This window comes from Massilia scottii, from assembly GCF_030846495.1.
GTDB classification, from domain to species: domain Bacteria; phylum Pseudomonadota; class Gammaproteobacteria; order Burkholderiales; family Burkholderiaceae_D; genus Telluria_A; species Telluria_A violaceinigra.
Window position 1 is genome coordinate 206,691 of sequence record NZ_JAVCWM010000003.1, and the last position, 13,195, is coordinate 219,885.

Consider the following 13,195-nt stretch of genomic DNA (forward strand, 5'->3'; position numbering starts at 1 on the left):
ATTCCATGGCCCCCGAAAATGTGTGTTCATGGCGACGCTATACTGGACTCAGTGGCTCCGGCCGAACACCTCGCTGCCGGACCACCAGCTTCCAAGTGCAATGGATCTCGATGACAAAAATACTGAGGAGATATTGAGATGTCGAAAACGGCAACGGCGGTATGGGGCGGTATTCTGATGTTGGCGGCAGGCGGGGCATCTGCCCAGTCGTCGGTAACAATCGGTGGATTGGTCGATCAGTATGTTGGATCGTTGCAGTATAGCGGTGAACCTGCACGCCGCACGGTGGTGCAAAATGGCGGCATGTCGACCTCGTGGTTTGGCTTTCGCGGCGTCGAGGATCTGGGCGGCGGCCTGAAAGCCGAGTTTATGCTCAACGGCTTCTTCCTTGCCGACACCGGCGCCTCGGGGCGCTTCGGCGGCGACAACCTGTTCTCGCGCGACGCCTTCGTCGCACTGTCGGGCAGTTTCGGAAAAATCACGGTGGGGCGCACCAGCGCGCCGAGTTTCCTGCCTGCCGTGCTATTTAACCCCTTCGGCGATTCCTTCCAGTTTTCCCCGCTGATCCTGCACACCTACGTGCCGACCGGAACTGTCGGTGCGCGCAAATGGGTCGCCACCACGGCTGGCGATAGCGGCTGGAGCAACCAGATCCAGTATTCCACGCCGGTGGTGAATAACTTCCAGTTCAATTTCTATTATGCGCCGGGCGAGCAAGCCGGCAAGAGCAGCAACAAGAACGTCGCAGTCAACGCTTACTACAATAATGGTCCGCTCGGCTTGACCGCAGTCTACCATACCGTGCGGGTGAGTAATCCGAATGGCGGCCTGCCGATCCTCGACGCCACCAAAGCGCCAAACGATTACAGCAGCATCGAAAAGCAAACCGGCTTCTACCTGGGTGCACGCTACGATTTTTCGGTGCTTAAGGCATTCGTCACTTACCGAAAAAACAATGACGATGCCGCCGCCGCCCGCGAGATGGACGACAAGACATTTACCTTGGGGGCAAGCGTGCCGACCGCCAGCGGCGCCATCCTGGTCGGCTATGCCAATACCGAACGTGGCGGCAACTTGCTCGCGGCAGACCTCAAACGCGATACGGTCAGTGTCGGGTACGACCACAACCTGTCCAAGCGCACCGACTTATACACGATCTTCATGTCCGACAAGATCACCGCATCGTCCCGTGCCCGCAGCTTCGCAGCCGGGGTACGCCACCGGTTCTGAGTTGGGTTTGGAGCACGGCGGGGGACCGCCGTGCTGGGATTGTCTTACTTGTAGATGCCGCAAGCGATCAGGATATCGTCGACCTTTTCAATATACGCCGACTTCGGTTGCAGCGCTCCCGTTTGCGGATGGGGCCAGACGAAATCGACCCAGCCGCTGCCTTTCTGTTGTGCCACGTCGATGTAGCTCTTGACGGTGCGCACACCATTCTGGTCTTTCACTTCATACATATTGCGGCCAATAATTCTTGGATTGGGGCTGGCCAGGTTGATGCCCTTCATGTCGTAGGCAAAGATATACAGGCTGCCGTCGACGAACTTCCCTTTGGGGTCATTGAATGCGGCTATAGCTTTTTCACGGCCCACTTCCTTGTAATACGCAACCCCTTTTTTTACCATGGCGATTGCTTCCTCTGGCGTGCGTTTCTCTTCCGCGGCGGCGCCGGCTTGCATGCCGATGGCGAGAACAAACATCGCTAACGCTTTGAAAAAAATCTTCATAATGCCCCCTCCGGTTTGCGTCATGGAGCCCGATTCTGGCCCGGTGAACCTTGCAGGTTCTCATTAATATTAGCAGCTTTTTTTACTAGAAACGATGGGCAACAGCGATTTGTCCGTCCGGCGCGACAGCAATCCCTTACCCAATGACAGCAGCGCCGCCGCGACCAAGCCCTGGGCCTGGTGCCTTTCGCCGTCACGCTCAATAGCGACCTGTTGGAGCACCTGTTTGGCGGCGCTGAAACGCGTCGGCGGGCAGGGCGTCATTGACCTGGCAGGCATCAACGGCTACTACACCTTTCTGGCGACGACGATGAATGCAGCGCGGACGGCTGTCCCAGTGTCGCCTGCCAAGCCGTTACCTGAGTAGACCTCCTTGCGCTTGGACTGGGAGCGATGGTCGCCAAGTAAATCATGTATTGATGGCCCGTCTATTATCAGCTCCGGGCTGTGTAGCAGCGGCACGAACGGCCCGTACAGCGCCCCGCGCGGGCCGTCGATGATGGCCTGCGCCGCCTGCTGCGCGGCCGTGAATTGTTCCGGAGCCAAGGGCCCGAGTCGGTCGATCATGGTGCTTGCCTTTCCTCTGTTGCGTTTATTGCCGCAAGTAAAAATATTCGCACAGCCCCGGGGATAAATCAAAAGAATCGGGACGTTCTCCGTTTATTGTCAAGCATCAACAATTTCAGCGATGAGGAAGCCATGAGTCACATGATGCACCGCAATCTCCGGCAAACCCCGCCGGTTGCCGTCAGCGCCCAGGGAATGCTGGTGCGCGACAGCGAGGGGAAAACCTATATCGATGCCTGCGGCGGCGCGGCGGTGTCCTCGCTCGGGCACGGCCACCCGGACATTCTGAGCGCGATGCACCGCCAGATCGACCGCAACGCCTACGCCCACACCGCCTTCTTCACCACCGACGTGGCCGAGGAACTGGCCGACCGCCTGATCGCCGGCGCGCCCGACGGCTTGAGCCAAGTGTACCTCGTCTCGGGCGGCTCGGAAGCGATGGAAACGGCGATGAAGCTGGCGCGCCAGTATTTCGTCGAGACCGGCCAGACCCAGCGCACCAAATTCATCGGGCGCCGCCAGAGCTACCACGGCAACACGCTCGGCGCGCTGGCCGTGGGCGGCAACGAGTGGCGGCGCCGCCCTTTCGCGCCCCTGCTGATCGACGTGGCGCGCGTGGCGCCCTGCTACGAATACCGCGACCGCCTGCCCGACCAGACCCAGGACCAGTACACCAGCGCCCTGCTGCGCGAACTCGACGAGCAGATCCACGCGAGCGGGCCGCAGAACATCATCGCCTTCGTGGCCGAACCGGTGGTGGGCGCGACCGGCGGCGCGATTCCGCCCACGCCCGGCTACTTTCGCGGCGTGCGCAGCCTGTGCGACCGCTACGGCATCCTGTTCATCGCCGATGAAGTCATGTGCGGCATGGGCCGCACCGGCACCATGTACTCGATCGAGCAGGATGGCGTCTCGCCCGACATCGTCACCATCGCCAAGGGACTCGGGGCCGGCTACCAGCCGATCGGCGCGGTGCTGGCCCAGCGCGCGCTGGTCGACCAGCTGCGCAAGGGCAGCGGCGCGTTCCAGCACGGGCACACCTACATCGGCCATCCGGTGGCCGCCGCCGCCGCGCTGGCGGTGCAAAAGGTGATCGAGCGCGACGACCTGCTGGCCGCCGTGCGGCTGCGCGGCGAATCGCTGCGCCGCATGCTGCAGGCCGAATTCGGCTCGCACCCGAACGTGGGCGACATCCGCGGGCGCGGGCTGCTGATGGCGCTCGAACTGGTGAAGGACCGCGACAGCAAGCAGCCGTTCGACCCGGCGCGCAAGCTGCACGCGTCGGTCAAGACCAAGGCCATGGCCAATGGCCTGATGGTGTACCCGATGGGCGGCACCATCGATGGCGTGCACGGCGACCATATCCTGCTGGCGCCGCCGTTCATCGCGACCGAAGCGGACCTGTCGGAAATCGTGTCGCGCCTGTCCGATTCCATCGCCGCCGCGCTCGACTGAGCCGAGCGGGCGGCCGGCCGGCGCCCGCTACGGCGCCGGCCGCTTTACCGGCCAGCCTAGTCGGCCGGCGTCTTGACGATCATGTCGACGATGGTCCACGAAAAGTCGGAGCGCAGCGTGCCGTCGAAGATCGGATCGGTGATGCTCATGTAAAAGTCGCTGGCGTACGGCATCACGGGTTTCGGCTCCGGCGCGTACGCCGCCATGTTGTGGCACGTCATGCAGTTCGACTGGATCCCCGTGTTGGCGTTGATCGACCCATTGATCGGGCGGCTGATGTCGGCAAACACCTCCGGTCCGAAACCGGCCTCCAGATACGGATTGTAGCCATACACCGGCGCGCCGACATTCTTGCCGCCGGTAATCGGCTGCGCGGGCGAGACCGTGGAATACGCCAGCGCCATCGCATAGTGCCGCGATGCGCTGTCCAGATACGCCATCGGCCGCGCAGCGGCGATGGTGGCGGAACTGGGCGCGAACGGACGCTCGGCGTTGGCGGACCACCAGTAGGTTTGCCAGGTCCACATCCTGTTTTCACGCGAGGTGACGTGCATGCCGATCAGGATCGCGATGTCGCCGGCGGCGACCGGCCGGTTGAGCTGGGCCGACAGGAAGGCCGCATTGTCGTGGGTGACCCGGCTATGGATGAAGTCGCTCAGGTAGAAGGTGCTGGCGGGCGTGCGGCCTTTGCATCCGATATCGTTGCTGTTGCCGCTGATGCCCAGGGGACGGCTGATGTCCACGTACACGCAGCTGTTCCAGTCCGCTTCGCCAAAGCCCGTGTCCGGCTTGGCGGCGCCCGGCCCGGGCCAGCCCGGGAAAGTGTAAATACCGCGCGGTACGTGCTTGGGAATGATCTTGTACACCGGCTTGATGGCGATCGCGTTGGTCGGGAAGTTCGGCAGCTCCGTGTAGCCTTGTGCCATCAGCTGCTTGAGCGTGCTTTCATAGAACAGGCGGTGGCTGATCGCATGCTGCGCGGCCGGCGGGTTGTAGGCCACCGACACCAGGATGGCCGTGTCCGGCGCGGCGGAAGGGGGCGCAGCAGGTGCGGCCGCCGGCGCCGGCGGGGCGTTCTTGACCGGCGGCCGGTGGCCATGCTGGAACTGGCGCGGCCGGTGCAGCTCGAGCGTGGGACGCGGAATCGGACCGCGCTTGCCATCTTCACGCGGACGCTGGGGCGCGCTGCGGAAAATGATGTTCGACGGCGAGGTCCAGGTCTCGAAGGCGCGCACCCCCGCCCCGTCGACCGTGCCGACGGGTTGGGTCAGTCCGGCCCACAGCCCCCATGCGTGCTGGTGGATCCGGCTCTCCTGGCCGCCGAAGATCCATTGATTCAGCTCAGTCTCGGGCTTGGGAAAGACAAACGCCGGGTTGGGTCGCGGCAGGTCCGGCAGGCACACCAGGTTGCCGTCGATATTGCCGATGTCGCCGTACTGGCGGATCGCGTTCAGGCAGGCATCGACCTTGTCGAGGGTGCTCATCTGCTGGGCGCCGCTGAGTTTCCTGCAACTGGCCTTGAGCGAATCGCCGTGGACCATAATATGATTGCAAGAAAGTTGATAGCTGCCGTGGGGAATGACCTGGGCGACGCCGGGCAATGGAATCGCCCAGCTCGCCAGGGCGAACAGGATGGGGGTGCGATAGCTGGTCATAGTCTCTTTCTTCTGTCAGTTGAAAGGAGAAAGACCGGCATGGCTGGAAAAATGTCATGCAGGCCGCGCACGCCGCTTTTCGGGCGTGCTGGTCTGCATGGTGTGCCCTAATTCGCAATTGAATATAACGAAAAGTCACGCTTGCGCGATGCTATGTCCTTACGCAATAGAAGCGTCGCCCGGGCGCGCGGCTGGCGACGGTCAGCCTGCCTGCTTCAGGTGCTGGCGTAGGCGATGACATCCTGCTGCTGTTCGCCGAGGCCGGCAATGCCCAGGCGCAAGGTGTCGCCTTTTTTCAGGAAGCGCTGCGGGCTGCGTGCGATGCCCACGCCCGGCGGGGTGCCGGTGGCGATGATGTCGCCCGGTTCGAGCGTCATGAAGCGCGACAGGTAGCTGACGATCTGCGCCACGGTGAAGATCATGGTCTCGGTGCAGCCGGTCTGCATGCGCTTGCCGTTCAGTTCCAGGTACAGGTCGAGGCGCTGCACGTCGATCACCTCATCGCGCGTGACCAGCCACGGGCCCACCGGACCGAAGGTGTCGCAGCCCTTGCCCTTGTCCCACTGCGGACCGCGTTCGAGCTGGAACGAGCGCTCCGAAACGTCGTTGACGACGCAGTAGCCGGCCACGTAATTGAGCGCGTCTTCTTCCGTCACGTACTGCGCGCGGGTGCCGATCACCACCCCCAGTTCGACTTCCCAGTCGGTCTTTCTGGACCCCTGCGGCAGCATCACCGGGTCGTCCGGGCCGGACAGGCAGGTCACCGCCTTCATGAACACGATGGGTTCAAGGGGCGGCGTGGCCCCGGTTTCGGCGGCGTGGTCGGCGTAATTGAGGCCGATGCCGATGAATTTGCCCACGCCCTTGAGCGGCACGCCCAGGCGCGGCGTGCCGCGCACCAGCGGCAGGGTTTTGTAATCGAGCTTGGCCAGCTTGCGCAGCGCCTTGTCCGACAGGAGCGAGGCATCGATGTCGGCCACCACGCCGGACAGGTCGCGCAGGCGGCCTTCTTCATCGAACAAGCCGGGTTTTTCCTTGCCGGGACGGCCGTAACGGACCAGTTTCATGTGTATTCCTTCAGATGGGGGACAGCGCAAAGTCGCCCGCGATTGTAGCGCAGGCCGCCAATGCGTATCAGCGCAGGGTCAGGAGATAGGCGCTGATGTCGACCGCGTCGGCCTCGCTCACGTCCTGCACCGGCATGGCGGTGAGCGGATCGATGGCATGCGGATCGCGGATCCAGCGCACCAGGTTTTCCTGCGTGTTGGGCAGGTGGCCGGCGATGAAGCGGCGCTTGCCAAGGCCGCCCAGGGGCCGCCCGACATAGGTCTCGGGACCGGTCACGCCGGGCACCACGTGGCAGGCGTTGCAGGCGTACTGGGTCAGCGCGATGCGTCCGCGCGCCGGGTTGCCCGGCCAGCGCGCCGGCGCCGGGCTCGCCGCCGGCGCCGGCGCGGACGACGCGGTCATGGCGGCATACGCGGGCGGCGCCAGTTCCGGCAGCTTGACCATGAAGGCCACCACCGACCAGATATCGTCATCGGCCAGATGAAATTCCCAGGCCGGCATGCCGCTCATCTTGATGCCGTTTTTGGTGATCCAGTACAGTTCCGCCGCCTGCCAGCGGCGCGCCGCATCGACCAGCGGCCCGGGCACCGGCTGCATGCTCTTGCCGAAGTCCTGTTGCGCCACGCCCGGCGCGCCGTGGCACTGCACGCAGTGGTCGCGGTACAGCAGCGCGCCCCGGGCGATGCGCGCGCCGGCGTCCAGCTTCGGCACCGCCACGCCGCGCGCGTGAAAGCGCACCGAGTCGCGCATGCCCTGCTCCAGCAGCGTGTGGACGAACTGGAAGTGCTGGTCGGTCGAGGCCACGTTGTACCAGCCGCTCTTGAGCACCAGCGCCGTCCCGGCGGCAGCGGCCAGCGCGGCGCAGGCCAGGGTCGCGGCAGCGGTCTTGAGGATGAGGCGGACGCGGTCGGAAGGCATGGTCGGGCACCGCCAGGGGTGCGTTCTGTTGAAAAAAAACCATCAATGATTTCTTGTATTATATCGATCCAAGTCGCTTTCGCAGGATCGTAACGTGCGCGTGTTTCCCTTCCCGCTCGCCCTGGCGGCCGTGCTGTGCGCGGCGCTGGCCGGCTGCGACAACCGCGCCGAACCGGTGCCCGTGACCGGCGGCAACGCGACCCTCGGCAAGCGCCTGATGGAGCAATACCAGTGCGGTTCCTGCCACGTCATCCCCGGCGTGGGCGCCGCCACCGGCACGGCCGGTCCGCCGCTCGACAAATTCGGCCGGCGCAGCTACATCGCCGGGCGCATTCCCAATTTGCCAGGGCCGCTGGCCGACTGGCTGGTCGATCCTCCCGCCATGAAGCCCGGCACCATGATGCCCAACATCGGCGTGTCCAAAGCCGAGGCGCGCCACATGGCGGCCTACCTGGCCACCTTGCGATGAACGGCGTCTTGCTGCAACCGTTGCTGCCATCGACGCTGCCAGCGCCGCTGCAATCCGTGCTGCACCCGGCCGGCCCGGACGCGGCCATCATCAGCCAGTTCGCCTGGGTCCTGTTCGGCGGCGGCGCGCTGGTGTTCGCGCTGGTGATGGTGCTGGCCGCCCTGGGACTCGGGCGGCGCGCGCGCACGGTGCGGCCGATGTTCTGGATCGCCGGCGCCGGCGTGGCCTTTCCGGTAACGGTGCTGACCGTGCTGCTGACATGGAGCACCTGGCGCAGCGGCCAGATGGCGGCCCAGACCTCGCAGCACGCAACGCGGGTGGCGGTCAGCGCCAACATGTGGTGGTGGGAAGTGCGCTACCCCGACCCCGGCGGCGGGCCGGATATCGTCAGCGCCAATGAAATCCATATTCCGGCCGGGCGCCCGGTGTACCTGGGCTTGACCGCCAGCGACGTCATTCACAGCCTGTGGGTGCCCGCGCTGGGCGGCAAGATGGACATGGTGCCCGGGCGCGTCACCGGCCTGACCCTGCAGGCGGACAAACCCGGCGTGTACCGCGGCCAGTGCGCCGAATACTGCGGCGAGCAGCACGCGCGCATGGCGCTGCACGTCGTCGCCCACACCCCGGCCGATTACGCCGCCTGGCTGGCGCGCCAGGCCAGGCCGGCCGCCGCACCGGCCGATGCCGCGGGCGAGACGATCCTTGCGCGCGGACGGCAAGCCTTCATCGAGCAGCGCTGCGCGGCCTGCCACACGATCCGCGGCGTGAGCGAGGTAACGCGCCTGGGACCGGACCTGACCCATGTCGGCGCTCGCCTGCACATCGCCGCCGGCACCCTGCGCACCCATCGCGGCACCCTGGCCGGCTGGATCGCCGACCCGCAGAGCATCAAGCCGGGCGCGCGCATGCCGCCGGCCAGCATGGACGGCGACACCCTGAGCGCGCTGGCCGCCTACCTTGAGCAGCTCAAATGACCAGTACCGCGCTTCCCAACACGCTGCCGCGCCCTCCCGGCGAACTCGAACGCCTTGAAGCGGCGTGGACGACGCCGCGCGGCTGGCGCTATCTGACCACCGTCAACAACACCAATATCGGGCTGCTGTACATCGGCACCTCGCTGCTGTTTTTCCTGCTGGCCGGCGTGCTTGGCCTGCTGATGCGCATGCAGCTCGCGGTCCCCGAAAACACGTTTCTGAGCGCCTCGACCTACAACCAGGTGTTCACCATGCACGGTACGGTGATGATGTTCCTGTTCGCCATTCCCGTGGTCGAAGCCATCGCCGTCTACCTGCTGCCCAACATGCTCGGCGCGCGCGACCTGCCCTTCCCGCGCCTGTCGGCCTACGCCTTCTGGGCTTACGCCATCGGCGGCCTGGCGTTCTTCTGCACCCTGTTCGTGGGCCTGGCGCCCGACGGCGGCTGGTTCATGTATCCGCCGCTGACGGGCAAGGCGTATTCGCCCGGGCTGAACGCCGACTTCTGGCTGCTCGGGATCGGCTTCATCGAAATTTCGGCCATCGCCGGCGCGATCGAACTGATCGTCGGTATTTTGTTTACGCGCGCACCCGGCATGACGCTGGGCCGCATGCCGGTGTACGCCTGGGCCATGCTGGTGGTGGGCGTGATGATCGTGTTCGCCTTCCCGGCGATCATCGCCGGCACCGCGCTGCTCGAACTCGAACGCGCCTACGACTGGCCATTCTTCATCGCCGACCGTGGCGGCGACCCGATCCTGTGGCAGCACCTGTTCTGGTTCTTCGGCCATCCCGAGGTGTACATCATCTTCCTGCCGGCCGCCGGCATGGTCTCGACCATGATCCCGACGATTGCCGGCGTACCGCTGGTGGGACGGCGCACGATCATCGTGGCGCTGGTGGCGGTGGGCTTTTTCAGCTTTGCGCTGTGGGCCCACCACATGTTCACGGCGGGGCTGGGCGTGCTGAAAATGAGCTTCGTGTCGGCCGCCAGCATGGCCGTCGCGGTGCCGACCGCGATCCAGGTATTCGCCTGGATCGCCACCATGTGGCGCGGGCGCGTGAGCATGTCGGCGCCGGCGCTGTTCCTGCTCGGCTTCATGTTCATTTTTGTCCTCGGCGGGCTGACCGGCGTGATGGTCGCCGTGCTGCCTTTCGACTGGCAGGTGCACGACACCTATTTCATCGTCGCCCACCTGCACTACGTGCTCATTGGCGGCATGCTGTTTCCGGTGTTCGCGGGACTGTATTACTGGATCCCGCTTATCAACGGCAACCAGCTCTCGGAGCGCCTGGCGCGCTGGGTGTTCGGCTTGATGTTCGGCGGCTTCAACGTGGCCTTCTTCCCGATGCATATCACCGGCCTGCTCGGCATGCCGCGCCGCGTCTACACCTACAGCAGCGAGATGGGCTGGGATGGGCTGAACCTGCTCTCTTCGGTGGGCGCCTTCGTGTTTGCCTTCGGGGTGCTGCTGTTCCTGTTCGACCTGGCGCGCACGCTGCGCCTGCCCGACAAAGACGTCGGCAACCCGTGGAACGCGGCCACGCTCGAATGGCTGCCGTCGGAAGACTATGGCAACCGCAGCATCGCGCGCATCAGCTGCGCCGATCCGCTGTGGGAGCAGCCAACGCTCGCGCGCGAGGTCGAGGCGGGCCGGCATTACCTGCCCGGCACCGTCAGCGGACGGCGCGAGACGATTGCCACCAGCGCGCTGGGCGCCGTGCCGCGCTACCTGATGATCCTGCCCGGCGACAGCTGGTGGCCGTTGATCGCCGCCGCCGGCACCGCGGGCTTCTTCCTGCTGCTGACAGTCAAGCTGACCTGGACCGCCTGGGCCTGCGGCATCGCGGCCATTGTCGGCATCATTGCGTGGCTGTGGCAGTCGGACCGCCCGCCGCCGCTGGCGCACGCCAAGGTCGCCGACGACCTGACACTGCCGGTGGGCGCGCGCGGCACGGCCTCGCACTCGTGGTGGGCTACCCTGATCATTCTGGTGGTCGATGCGACCATTTTCGCGTCCTTCGTGTTCGCCTACATCCACATCTCGATGCGCCTGACCGTGTGCCCGCCGCCGCAGGCCGCGCTGGCCGCGCCTCTCTGGCCGCTGCTGTCCATCGCCCTGCTGCTGGCCAGTTCGGCGCTGTTCTGGCTGGCCAGCCGCGCGGTGCAGCGGCGCCGTCTGACGCCGCTGGTGCTGGCGGCGCTGGCGTGCATGCTGGCCGCCTTTGCCTGCGACTTCAACGGCCAGCGCCTGGCCGGACTCGATCCGACCGCGCAAGCCTGGAGCGCGACGGTGGCGACCCTGCTCGCTTACCAGGGGCTGCATGTGATCGTGCTGGTATTGGCGTCGCTGTACCTGTGCGCGCGCGCCTGGCGCGGGATCCTGACCAGCGCCAGCCGGGCGACTTTGGATAACACGGCGCTGATGTGGCACTACACCAGCCTGCAGGGCATCGCGGCGGCGGCGGCGATCCACCTCGTGCCATGGCTGATGGACTGACATGCGCGAACACCTTTTCCGCAAACTCCTGCATGCCTGCGCACCGCTGCTGGTGTGGGCGCTGCATTTTTTCTTTTGCTATGTGTGGGTGGCGGCGCTGTGCGCGCCCGGCATGATTGACGGCGAAGCGCCGCGCCGCTGGGTGGTGGGCATGGCGTCGGCGCTAGCGCTGGGAGTGTGTTTGTGGCTGGCGTGGCGCGCGCGCCATGTGCTGGCAGGCGCCTCGGAGGCGACGCGCCTGTTGGACTGGGCCAGCGCCGGCAGTGCCGTGCTGGCAGTGGCCGGCGTGGCCTGGACTAGTTTGCCGGCGTTGATGCTCGATGGTTGCGGGTAAGGCTGCGCGGCCGAGGCACCGAGGGCGACTGCTAAGCCGCTAACCCCAAAACCGTCTTCCCCGCGGAGGCGGGGATCCATGGCATCTACGAGCAGCGGTGATATGGATCCCCGCCTGCGCGGGGAAGACGGAGGTAAAGGTTGCGGCTAATTGACCGCGACGGGCGCGCTTGCCACCGTCGGCGTCACCCGCCAGATCACATTACCCACATCATCGGCCACCAGCAGCGCGCCGGCCTTGTCGACCGCCACGCCGACCGGCCGTCCGTACGCGTCGCCCGCCTCGTTCACAAACCCCGTCAGGATCTCGATCGGCTTTCCTTTCGGCATACCTTTGTCGAACGGTACGAACACCACGTTGTAGCCGCTCAATGGCTCGCGGTTCCACGAGCCATGCTGGCCGATAAATGCGCCGCCCGCGTACTGCGCGGGGAACAGGCTGCCTTCATAGAACACCATGCCCAGCGGCGCCACGTGGCTGCCCAGCGCGTAGTCGGGCATGATGGCCTTGGCCACCAGCTCCGGCTTGGGCGGCTTGACCCGCTCGTCGACGTGCTTGCCGTAGTAGCTGTACGGCCAGCCGTAAAACCCGCCATCCTTCACCGAGGTCAGGTAATCGGGCACCAGGTCGCTGCCCAGCTCGTCGCGTTCATTGACCACCGTCCACAGGGCGCCGCTCTGCGGCTGCCAGCCGATGCCGTTCGGATTGCGCAGGCCGGAAGCGAACAGGCGCGTGGCCTTGCTGGCCAGGTCGACTTCCAGGATCGCGGCGCGGTTGACCTCGTTCTCCATGCCGTTCTCGGCCACATTGCTGTTGGAACCGACGGTGGCGTACAGCTTGCTGCCATCCTTGCTGGCGATGATGTTCTTGGTCCAGTGATGATTGATCGGCCCGCCCGGCAGGGCGGCCACCGTCTCGGGCGCGGCACTGATTGCCGTCTCGCCGCTGCGGTAAGGGAACTTCACGATGGCATCGGCATTGGCGATGTACAGCACATCGCCCACCAGCGCCATGCCGAACGGCGAATTGAGACCCTTGAGAAACTCGGTGCGTACTTCGGCCACGCCGTCGCCATCGGCATCGCGCAGCAGGGTGATGCGGTTGGCGCTGGGCACGCCGGCGCCGGCCTTGGCCATCACCTTCTTCATCACGAAGCCCTTGATGCCCTTGCCATCCTCGGGACGCGGCGGGGCGTTGGTTTCGGCCACCAGCACGTCGCCATTGGGCAGCACGTACAGCCAGCGTGGATGGTCCAGGCCGCTGGCCAGGGCCTTGACGGCCATGCCGGGCGCGGCGCGCGGGACCACGCCCGCGGGCCAGCCCTTGGCGGGCGCGATATTGACAGTCGGAATGAGGGTCTTGTTCGGCGCGGGAATGACTGGCGCCGGGCCGACGCCAGCGCTGGCCGGCAGGATGGCCTTTTCGCCGCAGGCCGCAAGGCCCAGCAGCATGCAGCCTGCGAGCAGGCGAACGGACGGATGGTCGCGCATGGAAAATCTCCTTGGATTGGACGGGAAGCGGTCC

12 protein-coding genes are annotated in these 13,195 nt (G+C 65.6%); 6 read left to right on the forward strand and 6 right to left on the reverse strand.

Annotated features, from left to right (window positions below; translation table 11 throughout):
- The first annotated feature begins 177 nt into the window (after window positions 1-177).
- Window positions 178-1,230 (forward strand): porin, encoded by a 1,053-nt coding sequence (locus tag RBA41_RS05110; protein WP_306622048.1) that lies wholly within the window; start codon window positions 178-180, stop codon window positions 1,228-1,230.
- Between the two features lie 44 nt (window positions 1,231-1,274).
- Here RBA41_RS05110 and RBA41_RS05115 read toward each other — a convergent pair whose 3' ends face one another.
- Both RBA41_RS05115 and RBA41_RS33415 read right to left on the reverse strand, forming a co-directional pair.
- Window positions 1,275-1,730 (reverse strand): cache domain-containing protein, encoded by a 456-nt coding sequence (locus RBA41_RS05115; protein WP_306621685.1) that lies wholly within the window; start codon window positions 1,728-1,730, stop codon window positions 1,275-1,277.
- Between the two features lie 288 nt (window positions 1,731-2,018).
- Window positions 2,019-2,297: a hypothetical protein gene (locus RBA41_RS33415; RefSeq protein WP_374709484.1), complete on the reverse strand. Its 279-nt coding sequence runs from the start codon at window positions 2,295-2,297 to the stop codon at window positions 2,019-2,021.
- Between the two features lie 132 nt (window positions 2,298-2,429).
- Between RBA41_RS33415 and RBA41_RS05125 the strand changes: the two genes are divergently transcribed.
- Window positions 2,430-3,752 (forward strand): aspartate aminotransferase family protein, encoded by a 1,323-nt coding sequence (locus tag RBA41_RS05125; RefSeq protein WP_306621687.1) that lies wholly within the window; start codon window positions 2,430-2,432, stop codon window positions 3,750-3,752.
- 56 nt (window positions 3,753-3,808) lie between these two features.
- On the opposite strand, the gene RBA41_RS05130 is transcribed toward RBA41_RS05125, so the two are convergent.
- The 3 genes from RBA41_RS05130 to RBA41_RS05140 all read right to left on the reverse strand — a co-directional run bounded on the left by RBA41_RS05130 (window position 3,809) and on the right by RBA41_RS05140 (window position 7,393).
- On the reverse strand, window positions 3,809-5,407 hold the full coding sequence (locus RBA41_RS05130; RefSeq protein WP_306621689.1) for a hypothetical protein: 1,599 nt from the start codon (window positions 5,405-5,407) through the stop codon (window positions 3,809-3,811).
- A 215-nt stretch (window positions 5,408-5,622) separates the two neighbouring features.
- Window positions 5,623-6,474 carry a fumarylacetoacetate hydrolase family protein gene (locus tag RBA41_RS05135; protein ID WP_306621691.1) on the reverse strand — a complete coding sequence of 284 codons (852 nt, stop codon included), beginning with the start codon at window positions 6,472-6,474 and terminating at the stop codon, window positions 5,623-5,625.
- A 67-nt stretch (window positions 6,475-6,541) separates the two neighbouring features.
- Window positions 6,542-7,393, reverse strand: coding sequence for a c-type cytochrome (locus RBA41_RS05140; RefSeq protein ID WP_306621693.1), 852 nt, complete (start codon window positions 7,391-7,393; stop codon window positions 6,542-6,544).
- 94 nt (window positions 7,394-7,487) lie between these two features.
- Between RBA41_RS05140 and RBA41_RS05145 the strand changes: the two genes are divergently transcribed.
- From RBA41_RS05145 to RBA41_RS05160, 4 genes are read left to right on the forward strand one after another with little or no spacing between them, the layout of a single operon-like run.
- Window positions 7,488-7,862, forward strand: coding sequence for a c-type cytochrome (locus RBA41_RS05145; protein WP_306621695.1), 375 nt, complete (start codon window positions 7,488-7,490; stop codon window positions 7,860-7,862).
- Window positions 7,863-7,870: 8 nt separating this feature from the next.
- A complete protein-coding gene (locus tag RBA41_RS05150) occupies window positions 7,871-8,836 on the forward strand; it encodes a cytochrome c oxidase subunit II (protein ID WP_306621697.1) in 966 nt (321 codons plus the stop codon).
- Window positions 8,833-11,337, forward strand: coding sequence for a cytochrome c oxidase subunit I (ctaD, locus tag RBA41_RS05155; RefSeq protein WP_306621699.1), 2,505 nt, complete (start codon window positions 8,833-8,835; stop codon window positions 11,335-11,337). Before RBA41_RS05150 ends, ctaD begins: the two co-directional genes overlap by 4 nt.
- A gap of 1 nt (window position 11,338) precedes the next feature.
- Window positions 11,339-11,671 carry a hypothetical protein gene (locus RBA41_RS05160; RefSeq protein WP_306621701.1) on the forward strand — a complete coding sequence of 111 codons (333 nt, stop codon included), beginning with the start codon at window positions 11,339-11,341 and terminating at the stop codon, window positions 11,669-11,671.
- A 146-nt stretch (window positions 11,672-11,817) separates the two neighbouring features.
- Here the strand turns inward: RBA41_RS05160 and RBA41_RS05165 are convergent, their stop codons facing one another.
- A complete protein-coding gene (locus tag RBA41_RS05165; protein ID WP_306621703.1) occupies window positions 11,818-13,161 on the reverse strand; it encodes a PQQ-dependent sugar dehydrogenase in 1,344 nt (447 codons plus the stop codon).
- Window positions 13,162-13,195 lie beyond the last annotated feature (34 nt).

Bases quoted from the DNA above. Each gene is read 5' to 3' on its own strand.
- RBA41_RS05135 (WP_306621691.1), bottom strand. From the start codon at position 6,474: ATGAAACTGGTCCGTTACGGCCGTCCCGGCAAGGAAAAACCCGGCTTG.
- RBA41_RS33415 (WP_374709484.1), bottom strand. From the start codon at position 2,297: ATGATCGACCGACTCGGGCCCTTGGCTCCGGAACAATTCACGGCCGCG.
- RBA41_RS05140 (WP_306621693.1), bottom strand. From the start codon at position 7,393: ATGCCTTCCGACCGCGTCCGCCTCATCCTCAAGACCGCTGCCGCGACC.
- RBA41_RS05130 (WP_306621689.1), bottom strand. From the start codon at position 5,407: ATGACCAGCTATCGCACCCCCATCCTGTTCGCCCTGGCGAGCTGGGCG.
- RBA41_RS05165 (WP_306621703.1), bottom strand. From the start codon at position 13,161: ATGCGCGACCATCCGTCCGTTCGCCTGCTCGCAGGCTGCATGCTGCTG.
- RBA41_RS05160 (WP_306621701.1), top strand. From the start codon at position 11,339: ATGCGCGAACACCTTTTCCGCAAACTCCTGCATGCCTGCGCACCGCTG.
- RBA41_RS05115 (WP_306621685.1), bottom strand. From the start codon at position 1,730: ATGAAGATTTTTTTCAAAGCGTTAGCGATGTTTGTTCTCGCCATCGGC.
- RBA41_RS05125 (WP_306621687.1), top strand. From the start codon at position 2,430: ATGAGTCACATGATGCACCGCAATCTCCGGCAAACCCCGCCGGTTGCC.
- ctaD (WP_306621699.1), top strand. From the start codon at position 8,833: ATGACCAGTACCGCGCTTCCCAACACGCTGCCGCGCCCTCCCGGCGAA.
- RBA41_RS05110 (WP_306622048.1), top strand. From the start codon at position 178: ATGTTGGCGGCAGGCGGGGCATCTGCCCAGTCGTCGGTAACAATCGGT.